The sequence below is a fragment of the Klebsiella sp. K47 genome (assembly GCF_051858335.1).
Lineage (GTDB): Bacteria > Pseudomonadota > Gammaproteobacteria > Enterobacterales > Enterobacteriaceae > Klebsiella > Klebsiella pneumoniae.
Map to the genome: position 1 here is coordinate 31,832 of NZ_JBPYUI010000006.1, position 24,931 is coordinate 56,762.

Genomic DNA, 24,931 nt, shown 5'->3' on the forward strand with positions numbered 1-24,931 from the left:
GGCCGTGCTCACGCACCGGCACGGTTAACGGTGGCCGCCGGTGCGAGTACAGGGATAACCGGCTCGGTCGCCGGTGAACGTATAACCCCGTCGATGGATTCAAGCGTGCGGAATGTGGCCGAGCATTCGATGTTCATGCACTGGTGATAGCGCTGTTTGACGTTATCGGACAGATACCGGCTGGTGCGGGAATGCGCGCTGGTTTTGCAGAACGGACAGTGAAACATGCTTACCCCTCCGCTTTTGTCTCGCCATTTTCAGCCAGCTTTCTGGCAAGCATCATCCTCTTCGCAGGGCTGCGTAACAGTTCCGTATCAACGTCAGTAATTTGCGGCCGGTGCATGCCCGTCACGGACAACACCGGCTCCTGCGTCATATCGAAGTGATACAGGCTGCCCTGACGGCTCAGCGCATCGCGCAGCTCGCCGGTGGCCACGGACTGAGGAGCGCTTTCTCCCTTCATTTCGAGGGCACGAATGCGCAGCAGGAAAGCGCGGATGAGGGCGACAGGAATCGCATTGACAGCCTGAGCCCATTCCGCACCGGCATAAGCGGTAAAAGCATCTTCATGCGCTGAAAGGTATTTATTGCCGGTGGAGCAGGCATTCAGCATAGCGCGTGTCCGGTCTGTCTCCAGCTCCGCAATCAGACCGGTGAACTCGTCGGCCAGCTCGCGACTGGCGATACGCCTGCTGTGCTCAGCTTTCATTTCAGGGGTGAGACTGCCGCGCAGGGTGCGAAAGCGGCTGCGCCAGTCCAGCTCCGCTTCTGGGCTCTCATCGAGGGCGGTCTGCCGCTCCTGCTTACAGCGTTCAATGGACGTATCAATCTCTTTCAGCGCCTGCATGCTGGCCGCGTGGGTGTCTCTGGCCGCAGTAAATGCGCTCAGCTTGTCGGTGACGTGCTGGCTGTTCTCCGCGTACTGCTGAGCGGCAACGTCTTGCAGGGCGGTAATGACTGTTTCGGGTTTCATGTTCAGGCTCTCCGTTTATTCAACCTGAAATTATTCTGCCCTTCATCACACAACATCTCGATTCATTGCAGTTGTGGCAGTTCTGGCACAAACAGCACTCAAAACCCGGCTGGCCAGAGAAAGACCTCAGCAAAACCTTGCTCATCGTTTGTTTTTTTACTTATAACTGTTCACTACTGTTCACCTTAAATAAAAATATAAGTAATACAGTGAGATAAAGGGTGAACAGTTGAGGGACTGACTGTTCACCGTCTGTTCACCACTGTTCACCCTCCTGTTTTGCTCTGCCTATACCGCTTAGACTTTATTTCGATTAAAAATGAAAAATGTATAACTTAAAGCAATAGAAATTGCTGCATTGTAATGCAGTGATTTGCATATCTTTGCCAGCGTTTGCCTTTGTTCGCCAGAGCGAAAAGTCAATGTTTGTTTCCCCGAAAATCTCACATGACCCGAGGAAAAATATAGACATAATAAGGAGCTACCCGAAGCCGGACGGACATGACCGGCATTGTATGGACATTATGAGGTAGCCCGATGCACACCGCTTTTTCTTCCCCGTCTTCTGCCCCTGCCGCGCCGCTGATGCCGGTTTCTGATGCCGTTCAGGAGCGCTTTATCCGCCTGCCCGAAGTGATGCATCTGTGTGGCCTGTCCCGGTCGACCATTTATGACCTCATCAGCCGGGAAGCCTTCCCGAAACAAATCAGCCTGGGCGGTAAAAACGTGGCGTGGGCGCAGTCTGAAATCACCGCATGGATGGCAGATCGCATTGCCGAACGCAACCGGGGCTGTGACGCATGATGATGACCGTTCAGCATTCAGCCCCTTTTTCTGGCTTGCTTCTTTTCGCCGTTTCCAGGTATAGTTTTCCCGCTGTCGCAAAATCGACAGCCGGAATTGGCGTTCCGCGAAACTCAATGGCGACACCAGACGCGCCGTGCGTCTTTTTTTTCGTCGTAGCTCAGGCACACCCATTTTCCGGGTTGTGGTGTCTTTTTATACACCATGGTTCCAGCAAGATAATGGTAGTCCGGGCGGGGCAGCCTTCGGGCTGGCCGGTATCCATTGAGGCCGGTTACGCCAACCCCGTTCGGGCTGCCACCAGTGAAATTGGCGTTTCCGGTGGTAGCAGTAACCGCTACTCAATGGAGGCTGCCATCATGGCTACTATCCTCACCCCGTTACACCCGCAATTTGTTTTTGTGTTTGCCGCCGTTCGTCGTGCAGACCGTAAACCCCGTATTTGTATGCTCCGCACCGTTGCCGGTGATGAGCACGCCGCACGACTTTCCCTCGTTCGCGATTACGTCCTCTCATTTGCTGGCCGTCTGCCTGTTGCGGAGGTGCGCGCATGAGACACACCACCATTACCGCCCGTGACCTCGAATGTCTGGAGCATATGCGCAATGTCGGCCAGCTCGTCAGCGACCTGATGCAGGTACAGGACTGCGCCACCGTTCGTCGTGACCCGGCGCAGCAGTTACAGCTCACCTCCGTGATTTATCTCATGACCGCCCAGCTCGACGGCGTGGTTGAACGCTGCAATCAGCACTGGCTGACCGGGGAGGGCAACGTATGAAAAAGCCATTACCGCCCGTATTACGCGCCGCGCTGTATCGTCGCGCCGTGGCCTGTGCATGGCTGACCCTGTGCGAACGCCAGCGCCGCTACCCGAACCTCACCCTCGACGCGCTGGAAAGTGCCATCGCTACCGAGCTGGAGGGCTTCTACCTGCGCCAGCACGGCGAGGAAAAAGGCCGCCAGATAGCCTGTGCATTACTGGAAGATTTAATGGAAGCCGGTCCACTCAAAGCCGCGCCGTCGCTGTCCTTTCTCGGGCTGGCCGTGATGGATGAGCTTTGCGCCCGTCACATCACCGTACCGGTACTGCACTGAGGGAGAAAACAACGATGAAAATGAACGTAACAGAAACGGTAAAACAGGCGTGCGGCCACTGGCCGCGCATTCTTCCGGCGCTGGGTGTGAAGGTGATTAAAAACCGCCATCAGGCCTGTCCGGTGTGTGGCGGCTCTGACCGTTTTCGCTTTGACGATAAAGAAGGGCGCGGGACGTGGTTCTGCAATCAGTGCGGCGCGGGTGACGGGCTTAAGCTGGTAGAAAAAGTGTTTGGCGTGACCCCGTCAGAAGCCGCCGGGAAGGTGGACGCCGTGACCGGCAATCTGTCGCCGGTTGCCCCGGAAGTGATGGCAGCCGCAGAGGCTGAAACCGATGCCGACCGCAAAGCGGCGGCCGCGCTGGCCGTCAGACTGCTGGAGAAAACGCGCCCGGCCACCGACAACGCCTACCTCACCCGCAAGGGGTTCCCCGACCGGGAATGTCCGGTACTGACAGTCATGCATAAAACCGGCGGCGTGACGTTCCGCGCCGGGGATGTGGTTGTCCCGCTGTATGAGGATACCGGCGCACTGGTTAACCTTCAGCTTATTAATGCTGACGGTCTCAAACGCACCCTGAAAGGCGGTCAGGTCAAAGGGACATGTCATGTCATCGGAGGAAAAAAACAGGCAGGAAAACGCCTGTGGATTGCGGAGGGTTATGCGACGGCACTCACCGTACATCACCTGACCAGCGAAACCGTCATGGTGGCGCTGTCCTCCGTGAACCTCTTTTCTCTGGCGAGCCTTGCCCGTCAGAAACACCCGGCCTGTCAGATTGTCCTCACCGCCGACTGTGACCTTAACGGCGCCGGCCAGACAAAAGCCGCTGCGGCCGTAGACGCCTGTGAGGGTGTTGTTGCCCTGCCGCCGGTGTTCGGTGACTGGAATGATGCGTTCGTTCAGAAAGGCGAAGAGGCGACGCGGAAAGCGATTTATGACGCCATCCGGCCACTGGCTGACAGTCCTTTCACTACCATGAGCGAGGCGGAATTTACCGCCATGAGCACCAGTGAAAAGGCAATGCGGGTGCATGAACATTACGGCGAAGCGCTGGCCGTGGACGCAAACGGCCAGCTCCTGTCTCGCTATGAGGCCTGTATATGGAAAATCATTCCGCCATCGGATTTTGCCCGCGACGTGGCCGGGTTATTTCAGCGTCTGCGCGCACCGTTCTCGTCGGGGAAAATTGCCTCAGTGGTGGAGACCCTGAAACTGATTATTCCGCAGCAGGACGCACCGGCGCGCCGTCTGATTGGTTTTCGTAACGGCGTACTCGATACCGCTACCGGTACTTTCAGCCCGCATCATAAATCGCACTGGCTGCGCACACTCTGTGATGTCGATTTTACCCCACCGGTGGAGGGCGAAACGCTGGAAACCCATGCGCCGGATTTCTGGCGCTGGCTCGACCGTGCCGCCGGTGGCCGACCGGAAAAACGCGACGTGATACTTGCCGCCCTGTTTATGGTACTGGCGAACCGCTACGACTGGCAGCTCTTTCTCGAAGTGACCGGGCCGGGTGGCAGCGGGAAAAGTATTCTGGCCGAAATTGCGACCCTGCTCGCCGGGGAAGATAACGCCACATCGGCCACCATCGAAACGCTGGAATCACCGCGTGAACGCGCTGCGCTGATTGGCTTCTCGCTGATACGCCTGCCTGACCAGGAAAAATGGAGTGGTGACGGGGCAGGACTCAAGGCCATCACCGGCGGGGATGCGGTCTCCGTTGACCCGAAATACAAGGATGCGTACTCCACCCATATTCCGGCGGTGATTCTGGCCGTGAACAATAACCCGATGCGCTTTACCGACCGTAGCGGCGGTGTCTCACGGCGCCGGGTGATTCTGCATTTCCCGGAACAGATTGCCCCGGAGGAACGTGACCCGCAGCTTAAGAATAAAATCGCCCGTGAGCTGGCGGTGATTGTTCGGCAGCTTATGCAGAAGTTCAGCGACCCGATGACCGCCCGCGCCCTGCTCCAGTCACAGCAGAACTCGGACGAGGCGCTCAGTATTAAACGCGATGCTGACCCGACATTTGATTTTTGCGGCTATCTGGAAGCACTGCCGGAGCCTGAGGGAATGTATATTGGCAATGCCAACATCATTCCGCGTCAGCCGCGCCTGTATCTGTATCATGCCTATCTGGCGTATATGGAGGCCCACGGCTACAGGAACACCCTGAGCCTCACCATGTTCGGTAAGGGGCTGCCAGCTATGCTGAAAGAGTACGGGCTAAGTTATGAGAAGCGCCGAAAAAATCAGGGCATACAAACCAATCTAACACTAAGAGAGGAAAGCAACGCCGACTGGCTGCCGAAATGTGATGACCCTGTAGCAAAATAATCTATCCTGACCGGCAATCGCCGGTCTTTTTTTACCTGCAAAACGGCAAAAATGAACAGTAAAGTGTTCACTGCTCACCAACCATTCACAACGTATCACTATGAAATCAAAAGCAAAAACAACGGTGTGAACAGTGTGAACAGTGTGAACAGTTTTCCTGAAAAAAAGTTTTTTCTCCAACCTAGAAATTCATCATGTCTGGCTGTGATTCAACAAGATAACCATCATGATCGCCGAGTTTGACCTTGACTTGACCTATCACTCGTTAATCAATTGAATCTCTTGCGTTTTTTAGTTACCTTATTAATTTAGCTCACTAGTTTTCACACAGCAGAGAGGGACTGTAATGGACAACAATTACCATTCAGAGGCGGAAAATAAATTCTCTGAATACTTATTATCACTAGGATATACCAAAGATTCTATATTATACGAACCTGCATTTTTCTCCAACGATGGCAAAAACACATATAGACCAGACTTTGCAATTATAGATCCAGAAAAGAAAGAATATCTTGCTATTATTGAAATAAAGTCAGACAGATTTGCACATAGCGAAAACACTCTAAATCAATTAAAAAGATACAAACAAGCAATTGGAAATGAAAAAATCCCACTTTTCTTGGTGACCGTATCCTCCCTGCCTAATAACCCATTGCCATTTTCACTGTATTCAGTCAGTGATTCGGGTGAATTAGTTAAATCTGATTTCAATCTTTTCCCAACTTTTCGAGCCCTTACCGCAGAGCAGTCAGCAGTTAGGAAAAATGATATTCGGCAGAAAAAATCTCAAACGATGGATATTTTTCAACGAGTTACTTGGTCTCTTGCTGTCGCCTTATTACTTATAGTAATTGCAGATATACGATTTAATTTTTTAACCACTGAGAGAATGGCACTATTAGGGGCTTGTGTTGCGCTCATAGTAATCCCATTTGCACAAAAATTTAAAGGGTTGGGCATTGAATGGGAAAAAGTTAAGAACCCCAATAGCGAAGAGCCGTAAAGTAAATTCTTAGTATTGGTTGCCTGCTTTTGTCATGTGTGACCAGATGGATACAAGCTGTGACGGGGTTGGAATTGTCATACCAGCATGACTGTATTTTTGTGCCTACAAAGCAGAATTGGTATACGCTTAGGTATATCCAAAATCTCAATTTAATAAAAAAACCATTAAATACAGACAATTAAAAGACAAAGTCAGACTCCGCCAGCCCAAAATTCTCCATCGGTGATTACCAGAGTCATCCGATGAAGTCCTGAAAGCCCGCACGGCGCAAGCCCTGCGGGCTTTTTTGTGCCTGCAATTTGCCCCACGACGTCTGAAGAGAACTCAGGAAATCCGAACCTTTTAGGCCCATTGATAGGCCCAACGAAAAGCTCTGTTGTTTTCGCGTTACCAATTACCCGGCAACCCATCCCTCTCAGAATTAGACCACCAACGACACCTTTCACCCTCCGGCCGCGTCCGCGGCCGGAGGGATAGATTTACCCCTTGTGAGAATACGCGTCCAGCATGGCAAGGACCGCCCGACGCGCCGCATCGTCTGCGATATTGTCAGGCAGCGCATCAGCCCGCAGGTTGACATAAGCGTCAGCAGCCCTTCGAATGGCAATCCCGACGGAGTGACGATCGTGTGTTGCCAGAGTGGAAGTCAGCAGGCCATCGGGATCAATGCCGAGGGCTTCTATTCGACGAACGCCGCGTTGCGGTAGATTGGCGCGACGAAACAGCATCGGTCCCAGCACTTGTTCCCGGAAGAAAGACAGCATCCCCAGCGCTTCGAAGAGTTCCCCCCTGCCCAGTTTAACCACGGCATAATGCAGCCAGATCCAGGCCCGGGACTCAAACCACTCCGGCGTCATGTTCGGCCAGTGCGCGCTAAATTTTGCCAGCTGTCGCTTGAGAGCATCGTTATCACGGGTAAATAGCACGGCAGGCTCCTCAACGCGCTGAGTGAGCATGTCCAGGGTGATAAATTTCAGATCGACATGCAGAAGTTCCGGGCCAAACAGGCAGATCAGCAGGCGAGGCTCACCGACGTGTTCCCCGGTGAAAGCATGTAGCAGATGGCCGAGCGTTCCGGCGAACGCCATACGCTGAGCCATGATTTCGTCATAATAGAGAGGGTCGATCACCACCACGAAATCCAGATCGGAGTATTGATCAAACCCGCCATGGATAAACGAGCCGCCGGCGAGAAGGGAGTGGATCCGCGAATCAGACTGTAATTTAAGCTTCAGTTGCTCTGCAAAACTTCTGTGTAAATCGGGTAGCGTATTAAGCATACTTTTTCCTGTTCACAAAAAAGACAAAGCATTACAGAATATCGAGTGATTCATCAGCAGACCAGATATTTCTGCTGGAACCCTACCCTCCATCGTGAAGCGCTAAATGCAAGCAATACTCCCCTCAAACCACCTCGCTCATCCACTCAGCAAACGCCCGCACGGCGGGAGACAGAAAGCGCTGGTGCGGATAGAGCAATGTGACGGGTACCGGGGGCGGCTGCCAGTCCGTCAGCACTTCCACCAGTCTCCCCTCCTGCAGGTGGTCAGCAACGATATTCTCCGCCAGCTGCGCCAGCCCAAATCCTGCCAGGCACATTTTTATATAGAGCCCCGTTTCATTCACCGCGGCGTTGCCGCTGACGGGTACAGAAAAGGTCTCGCCATGGCGGACGAAGCGGAACTCATCGGCCCGCCTCGCCTGACCGGAGAAATAATGCACAGCCCGGTGCTGAGAGAGCGCCTCCGGTGACGGCGGCACACCATATTCCCTGAGATAGTCCGGTGACGCGCAGGTGACCCAGCGAAAGCGGCCCAGAGGGCGGGCCACCAGGCTGGAGTTGTTCAGCTCTCCCGTTCGTATCACGCAGTCGACGCCTTCCTGAATGAGATCGACCTGGCGATCGCTGACGCCGATCATCAGGTAGATATCGGGATAGCGCCGGTAAAAGTCCGGCAGATGCGGCATGACGATGAAATGCGCGATGCCCGCGGGCATATCAACCCGCAGGCGCCCCTGAGGCCGCGCGACAGACTCGCTCAGGGTGGATTCACTATGTTCGATGAGGGCGAGAATTTCCCGGCACTGCGCCAGATACTGCATCCCTTCCGGGGTAAGGCTCACCCGCCTTGTGGTCCGGTTCAGCAGCCGCACCTTCAGGTATTTTTCAAGGTTTTTAATGGTACTGGTGACAGTGGAGGCCGGCAGGGAAAGGGTTTCCGCGGCACGCACGAAGCTCCCTGCCTCCGCGACGCGCATAAACATCTGCATAGCCTGAATACGATCCACCTTCTTTCTCTCCTGTAGCGAGCAGCTTACCGACAGACGGCATGATTATTCGTGGATTATGAATAATGAAAACAATTTACGCACCTTTTTACGCTTAATCGCCTGGCGTATCGTTGTACGGTGGATTACGAAAGGGGGCCCGAAAATGAACATGCCCTCAATAAATATCCAGATAATCATTACGTTAAATAGCATGCACAAAGGAAAAACCATGTCCGTTCAGCCTGTCGAAATAAGTAAGGCCTATCGTTTATTGCAGGTCGGGTCCACCACCATGATTTCCGCAAAATATGATGGCGTCGAAAATGTCATGTCAGCCGCCTGGGTTGGGCTGGCAGGCGAGCGAAAAGTGGTGGCCTATATTGGCACCCAGGCTTTCACTCGTCAGCTGGTGGAAAAGAGCGGCTATTTCGTGGTGCAGATCCCCGTAGTCAGCCAGATGGCAACCGTCCTCTACGCTGGCGGGCGCAGCTATGCCGACGCGCCGGATAAAAATGACACCATCCCCTTCTTTTATCAGCCGGAATTTGATCTTCCTCTTGTGGCAGGCTGTGCGGGCTGGCTGGTGTGCAAAGTGATGCCCTACCCGGACATTCAGCAGCAACACAATCTGTTTATGGGCGATATCGTCGCCGCCTGGAGCGATGACCGGGTATTCCGCAACGGACACTGGATTTTTGATGATGCGCCGGACGAGCTACGGACCGTTCACTATGTCGCAGGCGGGCAGTTCTATGCCATCGGCAAAGGCAGCAAATTCGATCATGGGCCGGGTCAGGACTGACCCTCCCCGGTCATGCGGATCGCTGACGAGATGTCTGCGCAACAGAGCGGCTGATACTCCGGCGCCAGACGCCGGGCGCCTGGCCGTACCGGCGCTTGAAGCTGCGGTTGAAGGACTGCTGGGAGTCAAAGCCGAGGGCAATCGCCACGTTCAGGATCGGCTCGTTGCTGTGGGCTAAGCGTTCGATCGACTTTTGCAGCTTTTTCGCCCGAATATATTCTCCGAGGGGCTGCCCGGTATGTTCTTTGAAGATCCGCTGCAGGTGCCACTTCGAATAGCCGGCTCGTCGGGCAACGGTGTCAATATCCAGACGGCTATCAAGATGGTTGTCGATCCAGTCGATCAGATCCTGAATGATGGCGCCAGTGTTCATCATGTTACCCCCTCGCGGCCGGTTAAAAGCATCTTTGTCAGTTGCATTTAAAGGTGGCCTGTTTTTACACAAAATGCAAGTTTTATTGTTACATTTAAATCCACGCCGGGATCGCGGTTTTTTATCCCCCCCTGGACCGCACATAAAGTGCAACAATTATTCTTGCACTTAGTTAAGCGCCTTCCTACAATCGCCGCGATAGTGTATTCGAAATTGTTACAGTTTTGTGGCGATGATCGACACAAATGGCCTTAAGCCAGCCCGGACAAAGGAAGTGGCGCGGCTTCTCACGCTGCGTCTTGCCCGGCGGCTACATTTACCGGAATAAAAATAATGAGCCTGCAAAAAACCTGGGGAAACATTCACCTGACCGCGCTCGGCGCGATGATGCTCTCCTTTCTGCTCGTCGGCTGCGACGACAGCGTCGCGCAGAATGCTGCGCCTCCCGCCCCGACGGTCAGCGCCGCTAAGGTGCTGGTGAAGTCGATCAGTCAGTGGGATAGTTTTAACGGTCGCATTGAAGCGGTGGAGAGCGTTCAGCTTCGCCCTCGCGTCTCGGGATACATTGATAAAGTGAATTACACCGACGGCCAGGAGGTGAAAAAGGGCCAGGTGCTGTTCACGATAGATGACAGAACCTATCGCGCCGCGCTGGAGCAGGCGCAGGCGGCGTTGGCAAGAGCCAAAACGCAGGCCAGCCTGGCGCAAAGCGAGGCGAACCGCACCGATAAATTAGTCCATACCAACCTCGTCTCCCGTGAAGAGTGGGAGCAGCGCCGGTCAGCCGCGGTTCAGGCACAGGCCGACATTCGCGCCGCGCAGGCGGCGGTGGATGCCGCGCAGCTTAACCTCGACTTCACCAAAGTGACCGCCCCTATTGACGGCCGCGCCAGCCGGGCGCTGATCACCAGCGGTAACCTGGTCACCGCGGGCGACACCGCCAGCGTGCTCACCACCCTGGTCTCGCAGAAGACGGTGTACGTCTACTTTGACGTCGACGAGTCAACCTACCTCCACTATCAAAACCTCGCCCGCCGCGGGCAAGGCGCGTCCAGCGATAATCAGGCGCTTCCGGTGGAGATTGGCCTGGTTGGCGAGGAAGGTTACCCCCACCAGGGCAAAGTGGATTTTCTCGATAATCAGTTAACGCCGAGTACCGGCACCATCCGCATGCGTGCGCTGCTGGATAACTCGCAGCGTCTGTTCACGCCAGGGCTGTTTGCCCGCGTGCGTCTGCCGGGCAGCGCAGAGTTCAAAGCCACGCTTATCGACGACAAAGCGGTACTGACCGATCAGGATCGTAAATACGTCTATATCGTTGATAAAGATGGTAAAGCACAGCGCCGCGACATTACCCCAGGGCGGCTGGCAGACGGTTTACGCATCGTTCAGAAGGGGTTGAATCCTGGGGATAGCGTCATCGTCGACGGCTTACAAAAAGTGTTTATGCCGGGTATGCCGGTTAACGCCAAAACTGTTGCCATGACCTCCAGCGCCACCCTTAACTGATCCCTAATCAGAGAATCCAAGACATGGACTTTTCCCGCTTTTTTATCGACAGGCCGATTTTCGCCGCGGTGCTGTCGATTTTAATTTTTATCACCGGGTTAATCGCTATCCCACTGCTGCCGGTGAGCGAATATCCGGATGTCGTCCCGCCGAGCGTCCAGGTGCGCGCGGAATATCCCGGCGCCAACCCGAAAGTGATTGCCGAGACCGTGGCGACGCCGCTGGAGGAAGCGATCAACGGCGTTGAAAACATGATGTACATGAAATCGGTCGCCGGCTCCGACGGCGTGCTGGTCACCACCGTCACCTTCCGCCCGGGTACCGACCCGGATCAGGCGCAGGTTCAGGTGCAGAACCGCGTCGCGCAGGCCGAAGCGCGTCTGCCGGAGGATGTACGCCGTCTGGGGATCACCACCCAGAAGCAGTCTCCGACGCTGACCCTGGTGGTGCATCTGTTTTCGCCAAACGGGAAGTACGACTCGCTGTATATGCGCAACTACGCCACGCTGAAAGTGAAGGATGAGCTGGCGCGCCTGCCCGGCGTCGGCCAGATCCAGATTTTTGGCTCCGGTGAATATGCGATGCGCGTCTGGCTGGATCCCAATAAGGTCGCGGCCCGCGGTCTGACGGCCTCGGATGTGGTGACGGCGATGCAGGAGCAAAACGTCCAGGTGTCTGCCGGACAGCTTGGCGCCGAGCCGCTGCCGCAGGAGAGCGATTTCCTGATCTCCATTAACGCCCAGGGCCGTCTGCATACCGAAGAAGAGTTTGGCAATATCATTCTGAAAACGGCGCAGGACGGCTCGCTGGTCCGCCTGCGCGACGTGGCGCGCATCGAGATGGGTTCCGGTAGCTATGCGCTGCGCTCCCAGCTCAACAATAAGGATGCGGTCGGGATCGGTATCTTCCAGTCACCCGGCGCTAACGCCATCGATCTGTCGAATGCGGTACGCGCCAAAATGGCCGAGCTGGCCACCCGCTTCCCGGAAGATATGCAATGGGCGGCGCCGTACGACCCGACGGTTTTCGTCCGCGACTCCATCCGCGCGGTGGTGCAGACGCTGCTGGAGGCGGTAGTGCTGGTGGTGCTGGTAGTGATCCTGTTCCTGCAGACCTGGCGCGCGTCGATTATCCCGTTGATCGCTGTGCCGGTATCGGTGGTGGGTACCTTCAGCATTCTCTATCTGCTGGGCTTCTCGCTGAATACCCTGAGCCTGTTCGGGCTGGTACTGGCTATCGGTATCGTGGTGGACGACGCCATCGTGGTGGTGGAGAACGTCGAGCGTAATATCGAAGAGGGGCTTGCGCCGCTTGCCGCGGCGCATCAGGCGATGCGTGAGGTCTCCGGGCCGATTATCGCCATTGCGCTGGTGCTGTGTGCGGTGTTCGTGCCGATGGCGTTTCTCTCCGGGGTCACCGGCCAGTTCTACAAACAGTTCGCGGTGACCATCGCCATCTCGACGGTGATCTCGGCCATCAACTCGCTGACGCTCTCCCCGGCGCTGGCGGCCCTGCTGTTAAAGCCTCACGGCGCGAAGAAAGACCTCCCTACCCGGCTGATCGATCGTCTGTTTGGCTGGATTTTCCGTCCGTTTAACCGCTTTTTCCTGCGCAGCTCGAACGGCTATCAGGGACTGGTAGGCAAAACGCTTGGACGCCGTGGCGCAGTGTTTGCGGTGTACCTGCTGCTGCTCTGCGCCGCTGGGGTGATGTTTAAAGTCGTCCCCGGCGGGTTTATTCCCACCCAGGATAAGCTGTATCTCATTGGCGGCGTGAAGATGCCGGAAGGGTCGTCGCTGGCGCGCACCGACGCGGTGATCCGCAAAATGAGCGAGATCGGGATGAATACCGAAGGGGTCGACTATGCGGTCGCTTTCCCGGGGCTTAACGCGCTGCAGTTCACCAACACGCCGAATACCGGGACGGTCTTTTTTGGCCTGAAACCGTTCGACCAGCGCAAACACACGGCGGCGGAAATTAACGCGGAGATCAACGCCAAAATCGCGCAAATCCAGCAGGGCTTTGGCTTCTCCATCCTGCCGCCGCCGATTTTAGGACTGGGTCAGGGTTCCGGCTACTCCCTGTACATCCAGGATCGCGGAGGGCTGGGCTATGGCGCGCTGCAAAGCGCGGTGAATGCGATGTCCGGGGCGATTATGCAGACGCCGGGGATGCACTTCCCGATCTCGACTTACCAGGCTAACGTGCCGCAGCTGGACGTGCAGGTCGATCGCGATAAGGCGAAAGCGCAGGGGGTATCGCTAACCGAGCTATTCGGTACGCTGCAGACCTATCTCGGCTCGTCTTATGTCAATGACTTTAACCAGTTCGGGCGTACCTGGCGCGTGATGGCCCAGGCTGACGGACCATACCGCGAAAGCGTGGAAGATATCGCCAATCTGCGCACCCGCAATAATCAGGGCGAAATGGTACCGATCGGCAGTATGGTGAATATCAGTACCACCTACGGGCCGGATCCGGTGATCCGCTACAACGGTTATCCGGCGGCGGACCTGATTGGCGATGCCGATCCGCGGGTCCTCTCTTCTTCACAGGCGATGACGCATCTGGAGGAGCTGTCGAAGCAGATCCTGCCGAATGGGATGAATATTGAGTGGACGGATCTCAGCTTCCAGCAGGCCACCCAGGGCAACACGGCGCTGATCGTCTTCCCGGTGGCGGTGCTGCTGGCGTTCCTCGTGCTGGCCGCGCTGTATGAAAGCTGGACACTGCCGCTGGCGGTGATCCTTATCGTACCGATGACGATGCTCTCCGCGCTGTTTGGCGTCTGGCTGACCGGGGGCGATAACAACGTCTTCGTGCAGGTGGGTCTGGTGGTCCTGATGGGCCTGGCCTGTAAAAACGCCATTCTGATCGTCGAGTTTGCCCGCGAGCTGGAGATCCAGGGGAAAGGCATCATGGAAGCGGCGCTGGAGGCATGCCGCCTGCGTCTGCGCCCGATCGTGATGACCTCCATCGCCTTTATCGCCGGGACCATTCCGCTGATCCTCGGCCACGGCGCGGGGGCGGAAGTCCGCGGCGTCACCGGGATCACGGTGTTCTCCGGGATGCTGGGCGTGACGCTCTTCGGTCTGTTCCTGACGCCGGTGTTTTACGTGACGCTACGGAAACTGGTGACCCGCAGGAAGCCGGTCCAGGAGGATCTGCCCGCCTAGCCTGCAGCAGATAACAAAAAAACCGCCTTCACAATTTGAAGGCGGTTTTTTTTCGTCACCAGAAAATGATTAATGCGCTTTTTTAAAGCGGGCGATCATTTCCGGCACCGGGTCGCAGCCGCTGGTATCGGCGTTTTTGACCGCCTCCAGCGCGCTGGCCACGGTATGGCGAGCGAGGACGTTTAACGAAGCCTGCTCTGCTTCATCGGCAACCGATTTGAAGTACCAGCAGGCGTTGGCGCTGACCACGCAGCGGGCCGGGACGTCAGGACGCGACGCCCACAGTTTTTTATCTTCGATAACCGAAAGATAGATATCACGCAGGGTGATCTTGTCCGCCGGACGGCCAAGATGAATTGAGCCGTTGCGGCCAAGCGTGGAGACGATAATGCCGTCACGAGTTAGCGGAACCATTAGTTTACGGATAAAGCTCGGGTTCGCTTCCAGGCCGTAGGCCAGAATCGCACTCGTCGAACGTTCACCCATCTGCTCCGCCATTGCTACGCTGAGAACCATCTGCAAAGCTGTCGGGAAGCGGTAATCTAACATGGCAGTGTCCTGGGTTGCGGTGAATCTTGTTCTTTTTGGCACCGCAGAGGTGAATAATCAATGAACAACAATATAACAAATACGGGAATTTTTTTGAAGCAATCTGCGGTTAGCCTGCGAAGTAAATTTTCTGATTTCACGGGCAAAGGCGGGGCAAACACAGATTCCCCTTCGTACCGTTTTATTTAACGCAAACGCCATCCTTTGTTCCGCTAGCCGCGCCCTGTCGCCCCGCGACCTGTCCACACCAGCGGCGCCTAACCCTGTGGATAACCTGGAGGCAGTTGCCTGGCAGCCGCAGCCCGGGCGGGCTACCGGCTGCCGTTCGTTTTTTGAACAGGGGACATGCCCCCGCCGGGCAGCGCGCTAAGCGCGAAAATCACCACCGCGGCGGAGGGAAGCGCCCGCCCCGCTTAATAATTCCACTTCGGCCGCGCCACCGTGTTTTTCTTCAGCAGATCGCGGAACGCTTTCAGATAGGGCTCATTGCTGCGCCCGCGCTTACAGATGGCCGAGAACGGCGACTGAAAGCCAAACTCGTTGGGCAGCAGCACCCGCAGGCGGTTCTCTTTGATCCACGGCCAGGCGTAATGCTCCGGCAGATAGCCAATATATTTCCCCGAGAGGATCAGCAGCAGCTGGGCGTCGACGGTCTCGACGGTGGCGCTCCCTTTGCTGAAGCCCCGACGGCGGAGATCGCTGGTGTTCCAGTAGCTGCGGGTCACCAGCGGGCACTGGCTGATCTGCTCTTTATCGAGCTGGCGGCTGAAGAACATCGGGTGCAGATCGCTGCAGTAGAGCCAGTGCTGTTCACGGTACAGCGGCTCGCTGATGATGTTATGCACCTGCGAGTTGTAGCTGCCGATGGCCAGGTCGATATGGTTGTTCAGCACGCCGTTCAGTTGCTCCGCCGGGGTGCGGATAATCAGTTTGATATGCACATGGGGAAATTTGTCGCTGAAGCTGCGCAGAACCACCGGCAGCGAGAGCGCCGTTTCGGTCTCGATGGAGTCGAGCGTCGAGATGCACAGGGTGCCGCTGTGCTCCCCTTTGAGCAGCGCCGACTGCCGCTCCAGCTCATTGAGTTCGCTCAGTACGCGGATCGCCTGCTGTAAAAACTGCTGGCCTTTCTCGGTCAGAGAAAAGCCGCCGCGCCCGCGCTGGCAGAGGGTGAAGCCGAGCTGTCCCTCCAGCTGCGACATCGCATTGCTGATGGCGGAGACCGAAATACCCAGTTCCTGCTGGGCCCGGCTGTAGCTCTCCAGGCGGGCCACCGCCTCGAAAACCTGCAGCTGTCGAATATTAAGGCTGGCGTCGTGAAGCATCGTATTTAGTTCACCAATAAATGAACTGAGTATTTACGTCAGACGATGTAAAGTCCAGCGCGGGTTGCGCACTATCTCTCCTGTTACGTTTCATCCGTCAGATTCAGGAGCAGACATGGATAACCTCTTTCACCAACCGCAGGGTGGCAATGAGATGCCACGCTTCGCCGGCCGCGCCACAATGATGCGCCTGCCGTTTATCGAAGATTTACAGGGACTTGACGCGGCATTTGTCGGCATTCCACTGGATATCGGCACCTCGCAGCGCTCAGGTACGCGCTACGGACCGCGCTATATTCGCGCCGAATCGGTGATGATCCGTCCGTACAATATGGCAACCGGCGCCGCGCCGTTCGACTCGCTGTCGGTGGCCGACATCGGCGATGTACCGATCAATACCTACAGCCTGCTCAAATCGGTGCAAATTATCGAAGATTACTACACCGGTTTGAATAGTTATCCGCTGATCCCGCTGACCCTCGGCGGGGACCACACCATTACCCTGCCGATCCTGCGGGCGCTGGCCAAAAAACATGGTCCGGTGGGGCTCATCCACGTCGACGCCCATACCGATACCAATGATGAGATGTTCGGAGAGAAAATCGCCCACGGCACCACCTTCCGCCGCGCCGTTGAGGAGGGACTGCTCGACCTCAAACGGGTGGTGCAGATTGGCCAGCGCGCCCAGGGCTATGCCACCGGCGACTTCCAGTGGGGCGTTGACCAGGGCTTTCGCCTGGTGCAGGCGGAGCAGTGCTGGCATACCTCGCTGGCGCCGCTGATGGCCGAAGTCCGTCAGCAGATGGGCGACGGGCCGGTGTATCTCAGCTTTGATATCGACAGCCTCGATCCCATCTGGGCTCCGGGAACCGGGACGCCGGAAGTTGGCGGTCTGACCTCCATTCAGGCGCTGGAGATCGTCCGCGGCTGCCGCGGCCTGAATCTGATTGGCGCCGATCTGGTCGAGGTCTCGCCCCCCTACGACGTGAGCGGTAATACCTCCCAGTTGGCGGCCAACCTGCTGTACGAGATGCTCTGCGTCCTGCCCGGCGTGAAGTACGCCTGAGGAAGCCGCCATGGAGCTGAAATGCTTTCGCACCCTCTGGGGAGTGACGACCCCCTGGCCGCAAACGCTGGATGAACTGCAGCGTGTCGGCTGCTGCGGTATCGAAGCCCGCGTGCCGTTAACGGTGGCCGAGCGGCGGCAGCTCGCCGACCGCCTGCAGGCGTCGGGGCTGGAGTATATCGCCATTCTTTTCAGCGGCGGCGGGGTGCTCCCCGCCCAGCATGAAACGCCCGAGCAGCATCTGGCGCGCCTGCAGACCCGCTTCGCCGAGGCCAGCAGCCTCAACCCGCGCTTTGTCAATTTGCTGGCGGGCAACGATCGCTGGCCGCTGGCGCAGCAGGTCGATTTTCTCGGCAAGGCGCATGAGCTGGCCGCCGGGTTTGGTTTGACCTGCAGCTTTGAAACCCATCGCGCCACCTCGCTGTACAGCCCGTGGCTCACCCTGGAGATCATTCAGCAACTCCCCCAGCTGCGCTTTACCGCCGACATCAGCCACTGGGTGGTGGTCAGTGAGCGCCTGCTGGATGACCCCAGCGATGACTTCAGCGCCTTTATCGACCGCGTGCATCACGTGCAGGCCCGGGTGGGCTACGACCAGGGGCCGCAGGTGCCGCACCCGGCGGCGCCTGAGTATCAGCCGGCGCTGGCCTTTGCCGAGCGCTTCTGGCAGCAAATCTGGCGTTCGCAGCGCCAGCGCGGCTACCCGCAGACCACGCTGACCCCGGAGTTTGGCGCCGACGGCTATCTGCACCATCTGCCGTTCACCAACGTTCCGGTGGCCGATCTCTGGTCGCTCAACGCCTGGATGGCCACGCGCCAGCAGGCCCACTTTCAGCAGTTTTTATCGCTCACTGAACAGGAACCGCAGCCATGACCGCCGTGAAGCACGCTTTTACTGAACTCCCGACCATCGATATCCGCGATCTGGCCGGCGATGACCTCGCCAGGCGTCAGGCGGTGGCCGACGCCATCGGCCGCGCGGCGCGCGAGGTGGGCTTTTTCTACATCACCGGCCACGGTATCGACCCGGCGCTGATCGCCGGCGTCCGCGAGGCGGCGAAGCAGATCTTCGCCCTGCCGATGGAGGAGAAGATGAACTATTACATCGGCCACTCCAAAAGCCATAAGGGCTACGTTCCGGAAGGAGAAGAGATCTACGGCTCCGGCAAGCCGGACCATAAAGAGGCTTTCGATATCGGCTTCCAGGCAGCGGATGACCATCCGCTGGTGCTCGCCGGTACGCCGCTGATCGGCGCCAACGAGTGGCCCGATCTGCCAGATTTCCGCGCGCGGGTGCTGGCCTACTACGACGCGGTTTTCGCCCTCGGCCACCGTCTGTTCGACGCTTTCGCCCTCGCGCTCGGCCTGCCGGAAGGGTATTTCAAACCGATGGTGACCTGCCCGCCGGCTAAGCTGCGGCTGATCCATTACCCGTTCGACGCCAGCGTCGAAGATGTTCCCGGAATTGGTGCACACACCGACTATGAGTGCTTCACCCTGCTGCTCGCCGACCAGCCCGGCCTTGAAGTTCTCAATGAAGAAAGCGTGTGGATCGATGCACCTCCCGTCAAGAACGCCGCCGGAGAAGAGGCGTTCGTGATCAATATCGGCGACATGCTGGAAGTGCTCAGCGCTGGCACATTTGTTGCTACAGCCCACCGGGTGCGCAAAGTGCCGCAGGAGCGGTACTCCTTCCCGCTGTTTTTCGCCTGCGATTACCACACGCTGATCCGTCCGCTGCCGACCTTTCTCGCCGCCGGCGAAGCCGGTGAATATCAGGAGCTCAGCATCGGGGAGCATATGTGGAGCCAGGCCCTGCAAACCTATCGCTACCTGCGCGAAAAGGTCAATCGCGGTGAACTTCAGCTACCGGAGCGCGCGCGCGGCACCAATACGTTTGGCCATTTGAAAAAACAGGCTCAGCAAAAAAACCCCTAACCACCCGTGAGGATCCATGATGACTAGCACCCTGAAAAAAATCTCGCGCCATGTCGCGCTTACCCTCGCCGTCAGCGCCTGTTTTTCCCCTGTCACCCAGGCGGCGGAACTGCTGACCGAGGGCGTCTTTAAGGTGGGGATGGAGGTCACCTACCCGCCGTTTGAGTCCTATGACAGCAATAACAATATCGTCGGTCTCGACCCGGAGTTTGCCGCGCTGATCGCCCAACATCTGCAGGCCAAACCGCAGCTGATCGACACCAAGTTCACCAGCCTGATCCTCGGCATCGGCAAGAAATATGACGCGGTGATCTCCGGGATGTACGTGACGCCGGAGCGCCAGAAACAGGCCGACGCCATCCCTTACGCCCTCTCCGGCGCGTCGATCATCGCCCTGAAGGGCGGCGCGGTGCAGCCGAAAACCGAAGATGAGCTTTGCGGCGTGAAGGTCGGTCTGCAGGCAGGCACCACCTGGGTGACCAGCCTGAAAAAACACTCCGATGAGTGGTGCCTGAAAAACGGCAAACCGGCCATCACCATTCAGGAGTTCCCGACGGCGCCGGAAGCCTCGCAGGCGCTGCTGTCGAAGAACATCGGCGCCCAGCTTGAGATTGCCCCGGCGGCGCAGATCATCGTCGACAAGAGCCGCGGCCGCCTGGGGATAAGCTCTACGCGCCTGGTCTACCCGCTGCCGTTGGGGATCTACGTCGCCAAAGGCAACACCGAGCTGGCGGAGGCGATTAAGGCTACCCTGGCCGCGCTGAAAGCCAACGGCCAATATGCCGCGCTGATCAAAAAATACAACTTAGAAAGCATCGATTAAGACAATAAGCACTGCGCAACAGGAGTCGGTATGGCGTTCGATTGGGGATACTTTTTTTCACTGTTTAGCATTGGAGCATTCTGGCAGGCGTGCGTGACCGTGATCGTGGTCAGCACCTTGTCCTGGGGGATCGGCCTGGTGGTCGGTTTTCTGTTAGCCTGCGCGAAGCTCTCCGCGCCGCGCTGGGTCAAGATCCCCGTCGAACTCTATATCTGGTTTTTTCGCAGCGTGCCGCTGATGGTGCTGCTGGTGTTTGTCTACAACCTGCCGCAGCTGTTTCCGGTGACCCAGCCGCTACTCGGGGTGCCGTTTATCGCCGGGCTGGTGTCGATGACCGTCACCGAAGCGGCCTATATGGCGGAGATCCACCGCGGCGGGCTGCTGTCGGTGGCCAAGGGGCAGAGCGAGGCAGGCCATGCGCTGAGCTTCAGCTTTATCGGCATCCAGCGGCTGATCGTGATCCCTCAGGCGTTTCGCATCTCGCTGCCGACGCTGATCAATGAATACATCACCATCATTAAGCTGAGCTCGATTCTGTCGGTGGTCTCCTTACCCGAGCTGCTGCTCACCGGCCAGCGCTTGTATGCGCAGAATTTCCTTGTGATGGAGACCCTGCTGGCGGTAGCGGTGTACTACGTGATGGTGGTTACCGTCTTCACCTGGCTGTTCCGGGCGCTGGAAAATCGTCTCGATATTCAGCGTAAGCGTCCGCAAACCCTCAGCGAGGCGGAATGCCAGGCGCTGCGCCAGAGCCTGCCGGCGCTGACGGAAGAGAGCAACACCCCGGCCGTCAACGGCGCGCCGCCGGCGCTCGATCTGCGGGGCATTCGCAAATCCTGGGGTCAGCATGAGGTGCTGAAAGGCATCGATCTGCAGGTGGAGAACGGGGAGGTGATCAGCATCATCGGCCCGTCCGGCTCCGGCAAAACCACCCTGATCCGCACCATCAACGCCCTCGAAAGCCTTGATGGCGGGGAGATCATTCTCTACGGCGAGGACTATCTTAAGGGCGGAGCTATCGTCGACAAACGCCAGATGCGCGCCGGGGTACGGCGCATCGGCATGGTCTTCCAGAGCTTCAACCTGTTCCCCCACCGCACGGTGCTCGACAACGTGATGCTGGCCCCGCGCTATCACCAGCTGCTGGACCAGCCGGTCGCCCGCGAGCAGGCCCTGGCGCTGCTCGACCGCGTCGGCCTGCTGGCCCATGCCCACAAGTACCCCGGACAGCTCTCCGGCGGCCAGCAGCAGCGCGTGGCGATCGCCCGGGCGCTGGCGCTGAAGCCGGACATTATGCTGTTTGACGAACCGACCTCGGCGCTGGATCCCGAGCTGGTAGGCGAAGTGCTGAAGGTCATTCAGTCGCTGGCCCGCGAAGGCATGACCATGCTGATTGTCACTCACGAGATGGACTTCGCCCTGTCGATTTCCGACCGCGTGGTGCTGATGGAGAACGGCGTGGTGCAGGCCGATATCGCCCCGCAGGTGATCCGCAGCCCGCTGGAGGCGCCTTCTCTGCAACGAATCCGTGAATTTATGGGAGTACGCTAAATGGCAACTGAGCAACACCTGCGCCAGCAGCTGGCCGCCGCCTACCGGCTGGCGGCGCTGTTCGGCTGGGAGGATACCCTCTACACTCACTTCTCCGTGCGCCTGCCCGGCGACGGCGAGCCGCGTTTTTTAATTAATCCCTTCGGCATGATGTTTGACGAAGTCACCGCCAGCAACCTGATCGTAGTGGATATGCAGGGCAAGGTCGTAGCGGGCGACGCGCCGGCTAACTCGGCGGGCTTTACCATCCATAGCGCGGTGCATATGGCCCGGGAAGACGCCCACTGCGTGATCCACACCCATACGCTGCCGGGAATGGCGGTGGCCGCCTGCGAGGACGGCCTGCTGCAGCTCAACCAGATCAGCACCGAATTTTACCAGCGCGTCGGCTACCATCCCTATGAAGGGGTGGCCTTTGACCTCGACGAACGGGCGCGCATCCAGCGCTCGCTGGGGAATAATATCGCCATGATCCTGCAGAGCCACGGCCTGCTGTCGGTGGGCCGCACCGTGGCTGACGCCTTTTATATCATGTACTACCTGAACCGCGCCTGCGAGATCCAGATGGCCACCGCCCAGCTGGCGGCCCTCAGCCCGATCCACACCATCGCTCCGCACCTCAGCCAGCACGCCTGCGAGCAGCTGATGGGCGTGGAGCATGAACGTCAACAGGTCTGGCAGGCGTGGCTGCGCCGTCTTGACCGTCTCGATACCTCTTACAAAGACTAACGCCTATGTCTGATATCACTATCGTGGTGGATTGTAACGACGCGGATTTCGCCCGCGATATTTGCGCCGCCCTGCAGCAGTTTCCCGACGTCACGGCGCTTCTGCCCCATCACCAGGCGGCGCGCGACGCCCAGTACGCCAGCTGCTGGTTCCCGGACTCGCAGCTGTTGACCCGTTCGCCGGGGCTGAAGCTGATCCAGGCCGCGTCCGCCGGGGTCGATCATCTGCCGCCCGCGCTGTTCGCCAGCGAGATCCCGCTGTGCCGGGTGATCGATGAAGATTTTCGCCACGGCATGTTCGAATATGCCCTGTGGAGCGTCCTGTGGTTTCAGCGCCATTTCGACCGGGCGCTGGCCCACCAGCGGACCCAAACCTGGAAGCTCTATCCCCAGCGCGCCGCCGCCGACTTCCATATCGGCATTATGGGGCTCGGCGAAATTGGCGGCTATATCGCCGACCAGCTGGCCCGCCTCGGCTATCGGGTCTCCGGCTGGTCGCGCAGTGAAAAGCAGCTGGCTGGCGTCACCTGCTATCGCGGCGAGGAGGCGCTCGACAGCTTCCTCGGGTCGCTTGACGGGCTGATTAACCTCCTGCCGCTCACCGCGCAGACCCGAGGTATCCTCGCCGCGCCGCTGTTCAACCGGCTACCCGCCGGGGCGGTGTTGATCAATTGCGGCCGCGGGGAGCATATGGTCAATGAGGATGTGCTGGCGGCGCTGGAGAGCGGCCAGCTCGCCGGGGCGGTGCTCGACGTCTTCCCGCAGGAGCCATTGCCGGCGGACGATCCGCTGTGGCGCCATCCGCAGGTGGTCATCACCCCGCATATGGCCTCTGCGGCCTCTGCCGAGGTGATCGCCCGCCAGCTGCTGGAGAACATTCAGCGCCAGCGCCGCGGGCTGCCGCTGAAAAACCTGGTCAATAAGCACGCCGGTTACTGATCCCCGGCTATATCGCCGCTGCTACGCTTAATAGGAGATCCACAACCAGAAGGCAGGAACATGAAGATTGATTTAGCGGGAAAAGTCGCGCTGGTCACCGCCTCCACGGCGGGTATTGGCTTCGCCATCGCCAAAGGCCTGGCGGAGAGCGGCGCAGAGGTCATCCTTAACGGGCGCAGCGAGCAGAGCGTGAACGCCGCGATCGCCCGGCTGCAAAATGAGGTGCCGGGCGCGAAGGCGCGCCCGGCCATCGCCGACCTCAGCGACGCCGACGGCGCAGCGCAGCTGCTGCGGGCCGTGACCGGCGTCGATATTCTGGTCAATAACGCCGGGATCTATGGCCCGCAGGATTTCTACGCCACCGACGACGCGACCTGGGACAACTACTGGCAGACCAACGTCATGTCCGGCGTACGCCTGTCGCGGGGGCTGCTCCCGGCGATGGTCAGTAAAGGCTGGGGACGGGTGGTGTTTATCTCCTCAGAATCGGCGCGCAATATCCCGGCGGACATGATCCACTATGGCGTCACCAAGACCGCGCAGCTGTCGCTGGCCCGCGGCCTGGCGAAATATGTCGCCGGCAGCGGAGTGACCGTTAACAGCGTTCTGCCAGGGCCAACGATTTCCGACGGCTTTGCCGAAATGCTGAAAGACGAAGTGGCGAAAACCGGTCAGTCGCTGGAGGAACTGGCGAAAGCGTTTGTCATGACCCATCGTCCGAGCTCGGTGATCCAGCGGGCGGCCTCGGTGGCAGAGGTCGCCAATATGGTGGTCTACGTCTGCTCGCCGCAGGCGTCAGCCACCTCCGGCGCCGCGCTGCGCGTCGATGGCGGCGTGGTGGATGATATTCTCTGAATCCCCTTTATGCAGGGGAGCCCCCTCCCCTGCCGCCTTCCCGGGCGCTAAAAAGCGCAAAATGTTAAAAAACAGCCGCAAAGTCGCACAAAGTGAACAGGAACATGTATTCCCAGAACTTATGATATTTGTTTTAAGCATAAGTTGTGGTGTTAATGTCTCTGTTACGAAGCTTGCTTTTCTTTTTCGGCGCGGCGGTCGCGGCCGCCCTCGCGGTACTCTGCCTGTGGGTGGATATTCGGGTGTTTGGCAACGACATCCCGGAGGTGTCGCTCACCGAAGTGGTCCAGGAGAGCGTGCTGGCCGTTATCGTGCTGGTTCATCTGCTGCTGGCGCGGAAATATGCCCACTTGCGCTATAGCAATATCCTCATCGGCGGCTTCTTTCTCGCCATGCTGATCCGTGAGCTGGATGGCCTGTTTGATTTACTCTCCCACGGCAGCTGGGTGTGGTTTGCCCTGCTGGCCACCGCGGGGTCGCTGCTGTTGCCGTTGCGCCATCTGCGTCAGACCCTGTCGCAGCTGGCGGAGTATACCCGCACCCCGTATTACGGGATGATGATTAGCGGCCTGCTGGCGATTCTGGTCTTCTCGCGGCTGTTTGGCATGCACGGCCTGTGGTACGCCGTGCTGGAAGAGAACTACGCCCGGGTGGTAAAAAATACGGTCGAGGAAGGCAGCGAGTCGTTTGGCTATATGCTGTGTCTGACCGCCACCCTCGGCTACGCCTGCTACTTTCGCGGTCTGGCGCGACAGGCGCTGTCGCCGCAGCGCTAACCGTGGACGATAGCCACCGCC

At 58.1% G+C, this 24,931-nt stretch carries 25 protein-coding genes and 1 pseudogene; 19 read left to right on the forward strand and 7 right to left on the reverse strand.

Annotation, left to right across the window (positions count from 1 at the left end; genetic code table 11):
* Nucleotides 1-8: 8 nt before the first annotated feature.
* Entirely contained in the window at nt 9-227 is a 219-nt protein-coding gene (locus RRF55_RS07315) for an ogr/Delta-like zinc finger family protein (protein ID WP_048332126.1), read from the reverse strand.
* Nucleotides 228-229: 2 nt separating this feature from the next.
* A complete protein-coding gene (locus tag RRF55_RS07320; RefSeq protein WP_064153720.1) occupies nt 230-973 on the reverse strand; it encodes a hypothetical protein in 744 nt (247 codons plus the stop codon).
* A 537-nt stretch (nt 974-1,510) separates the two neighbouring features.
* Between RRF55_RS07320 and RRF55_RS07325 the strand changes: the two genes are divergently transcribed.
* The 7 genes and pseudogenes from RRF55_RS07325 (at nt 1,511) to RRF55_RS07355 (ending at nt 6,226) form a co-directional block, all read left to right on the forward strand.
* Nucleotides 1,511-1,777: a helix-turn-helix transcriptional regulator gene (locus RRF55_RS07325; RefSeq protein WP_021536580.1), complete on the forward strand. Its 267-nt coding sequence runs from the start codon at nt 1,511-1,513 to the stop codon at nt 1,775-1,777.
* Between the two features lie 116 nt (nt 1,778-1,893).
* A pseudogene (locus tag RRF55_RS07330) lies at nt 1,894-2,112 on the forward strand (ash family protein); the annotation flags it as partial.
* A 24-nt stretch (nt 2,113-2,136) separates the two neighbouring features.
* Nucleotides 2,137-2,331: a host cell division inhibitor Icd-like protein gene (locus tag RRF55_RS07335; protein WP_021536581.1), complete on the forward strand. Its 195-nt coding sequence runs from the start codon at nt 2,137-2,139 to the stop codon at nt 2,329-2,331.
* Complete coding sequence (locus RRF55_RS07340) at nt 2,328-2,555, forward strand: hypothetical protein (protein ID WP_021536582.1); 228 nt, start codon at nt 2,328-2,330, stop codon at nt 2,553-2,555. The genes RRF55_RS07335 and RRF55_RS07340 overlap by 4 nt, the downstream gene beginning before the upstream one ends.
* Nucleotides 2,552-2,872 carry a DUF5375 domain-containing protein gene (locus RRF55_RS07345; RefSeq protein WP_048332128.1) on the forward strand — a complete coding sequence of 107 codons (321 nt, stop codon included), beginning with the start codon at nt 2,552-2,554 and terminating at the stop codon, nt 2,870-2,872. Before RRF55_RS07340 ends, RRF55_RS07345 begins: the two co-directional genes overlap by 4 nt.
* A gap of 14 nt (nt 2,873-2,886) precedes the next feature.
* Complete coding sequence (locus RRF55_RS07350) at nt 2,887-5,220, forward strand: primase-helicase zinc-binding domain-containing protein (protein WP_048332129.1); 2,334 nt, start codon at nt 2,887-2,889, stop codon at nt 5,218-5,220.
* Nucleotides 5,221-5,566: 346 nt separating this feature from the next.
* Nucleotides 5,567-6,226: a type I restriction enzyme HsdR N-terminal domain-containing protein gene (locus RRF55_RS07355; RefSeq protein ID WP_021536585.1), complete on the forward strand. Its 660-nt coding sequence runs from the start codon at nt 5,567-5,569 to the stop codon at nt 6,224-6,226.
* Nucleotides 6,227-6,708: 482 nt separating this feature from the next.
* On the opposite strand, the gene RRF55_RS07360 is transcribed toward RRF55_RS07355, so the two are convergent.
* A complete protein-coding gene (locus RRF55_RS07360) occupies nt 6,709-7,509 on the reverse strand; it encodes a hypothetical protein (RefSeq protein ID WP_004180956.1) in 801 nt (266 codons plus the stop codon).
* A gap of 124 nt (nt 7,510-7,633) precedes the next feature.
* Nucleotides 7,634-8,518, reverse strand: a complete 885-nt coding sequence (locus RRF55_RS07365) for a LysR family transcriptional regulator (RefSeq protein ID WP_002914178.1) — start codon at nt 8,516-8,518, stop codon at nt 7,634-7,636.
* Between the two features lie 211 nt (nt 8,519-8,729).
* Here RRF55_RS07365 and RRF55_RS07370 point away from each other — a divergent pair, with 211 nt between their 5' ends.
* On the forward strand, nt 8,730-9,302 hold the full coding sequence (locus RRF55_RS07370) for a flavin reductase family protein (protein WP_004174789.1): 573 nt from the start codon (nt 8,730-8,732) through the stop codon (nt 9,300-9,302).
* Between the two features lie 10 nt (nt 9,303-9,312).
* On the opposite strand, the gene RRF55_RS07375 is transcribed toward RRF55_RS07370, so the two are convergent.
* The gene (locus RRF55_RS07375; RefSeq protein ID WP_004899979.1) at nt 9,313-9,675 is read right to left on the reverse strand and encodes a helix-turn-helix domain-containing protein; all 363 of its coding nucleotides are present in this window, start codon (nt 9,673-9,675) and stop codon (nt 9,313-9,315) included.
* 333 nt (nt 9,676-10,008) lie between these two features.
* Between RRF55_RS07375 and oqxA the strand changes: the two genes are divergently transcribed.
* Both oqxA and RRF55_RS07385 read left to right on the forward strand, forming a co-directional pair.
* Nucleotides 10,009-11,184 (forward strand): multidrug efflux RND transporter periplasmic adaptor subunit OqxA, encoded by a 1,176-nt coding sequence (oqxA, locus tag RRF55_RS07380; RefSeq protein ID WP_002914189.1) that lies wholly within the window; start codon nt 10,009-10,011, stop codon nt 11,182-11,184.
* A gap of 23 nt (nt 11,185-11,207) precedes the next feature.
* Entirely contained in the window at nt 11,208-14,360 is a 3,153-nt protein-coding gene (locus RRF55_RS07385; RefSeq protein WP_016947602.1) for a multidrug efflux RND transporter permease subunit OqxB25, read from the forward strand.
* A gap of 69 nt (nt 14,361-14,429) precedes the next feature.
* On the opposite strand, the gene RRF55_RS07390 is transcribed toward RRF55_RS07385, so the two are convergent.
* Nucleotides 14,430-14,909, reverse strand: a complete 480-nt coding sequence (locus tag RRF55_RS07390) for an RrF2 family transcriptional regulator (RefSeq protein WP_000888203.1) — start codon at nt 14,907-14,909, stop codon at nt 14,430-14,432.
* Between the two features lie 413 nt (nt 14,910-15,322).
* On the reverse strand, nt 15,323-16,234 hold the full coding sequence (locus RRF55_RS07395) for a LysR family transcriptional regulator (RefSeq protein WP_032438912.1): 912 nt from the start codon (nt 16,232-16,234) through the stop codon (nt 15,323-15,325).
* 115 nt (nt 16,235-16,349) lie between these two features.
* Here RRF55_RS07395 and speB point away from each other — a divergent pair, with 115 nt between their 5' ends.
* From speB to RRF55_RS07440, 9 genes are all read left to right on the forward strand, one after another.
* The gene (gene speB / locus RRF55_RS07400) at nt 16,350-17,300 is read left to right on the forward strand and encodes an agmatinase (protein ID WP_032438914.1); all 951 of its coding nucleotides are present in this window, start codon (nt 16,350-16,352) and stop codon (nt 17,298-17,300) included.
* 10 nt (nt 17,301-17,310) lie between these two features.
* Nucleotides 17,311-18,174 carry a sugar phosphate isomerase/epimerase family protein gene (locus RRF55_RS07405; RefSeq protein WP_004145694.1) on the forward strand — a complete coding sequence of 288 codons (864 nt, stop codon included), beginning with the start codon at nt 17,311-17,313 and terminating at the stop codon, nt 18,172-18,174.
* The gene (locus RRF55_RS07410; protein ID WP_004145695.1) at nt 18,171-19,238 is read left to right on the forward strand and encodes an isopenicillin N synthase family dioxygenase; all 1,068 of its coding nucleotides are present in this window, start codon (nt 18,171-18,173) and stop codon (nt 19,236-19,238) included. The genes RRF55_RS07405 and RRF55_RS07410 overlap by 4 nt, the downstream gene beginning before the upstream one ends.
* Before the next feature lie 19 nt (nt 19,239-19,257).
* Nucleotides 19,258-20,061 (forward strand): ABC transporter substrate-binding protein, encoded by an 804-nt coding sequence (locus RRF55_RS07415; protein WP_023285472.1) that lies wholly within the window; start codon nt 19,258-19,260, stop codon nt 20,059-20,061.
* Nucleotides 20,062-20,091: 30 nt separating this feature from the next.
* Nucleotides 20,092-21,612, forward strand: coding sequence for an amino acid ABC transporter permease/ATP-binding protein (locus RRF55_RS07420; RefSeq protein WP_023285473.1), 1,521 nt, complete (start codon nt 20,092-20,094; stop codon nt 21,610-21,612).
* Entirely contained in the window at nt 21,613-22,341 is a 729-nt protein-coding gene (locus RRF55_RS07425; RefSeq protein ID WP_004174769.1) for a class II aldolase/adducin family protein, read from the forward strand. It begins immediately after the preceding gene.
* Nucleotides 22,342-22,346: 5 nt separating this feature from the next.
* Nucleotides 22,347-23,279 (forward strand): 2-hydroxyacid dehydrogenase, encoded by a 933-nt coding sequence (locus tag RRF55_RS07430; protein ID WP_004185312.1) that lies wholly within the window; start codon nt 22,347-22,349, stop codon nt 23,277-23,279.
* A gap of 60 nt (nt 23,280-23,339) precedes the next feature.
* The gene (locus tag RRF55_RS07435) at nt 23,340-24,134 is read left to right on the forward strand and encodes an SDR family NAD(P)-dependent oxidoreductase (RefSeq protein WP_004145699.1); all 795 of its coding nucleotides are present in this window, start codon (nt 23,340-23,342) and stop codon (nt 24,132-24,134) included.
* Between the two features lie 155 nt (nt 24,135-24,289).
* Nucleotides 24,290-24,910 (forward strand): hypothetical protein, encoded by a 621-nt coding sequence (locus RRF55_RS07440; RefSeq protein WP_004145700.1) that lies wholly within the window; start codon nt 24,290-24,292, stop codon nt 24,908-24,910.
* The last annotated feature ends 21 nt before the right edge of the window (nt 24,911-24,931 follow it).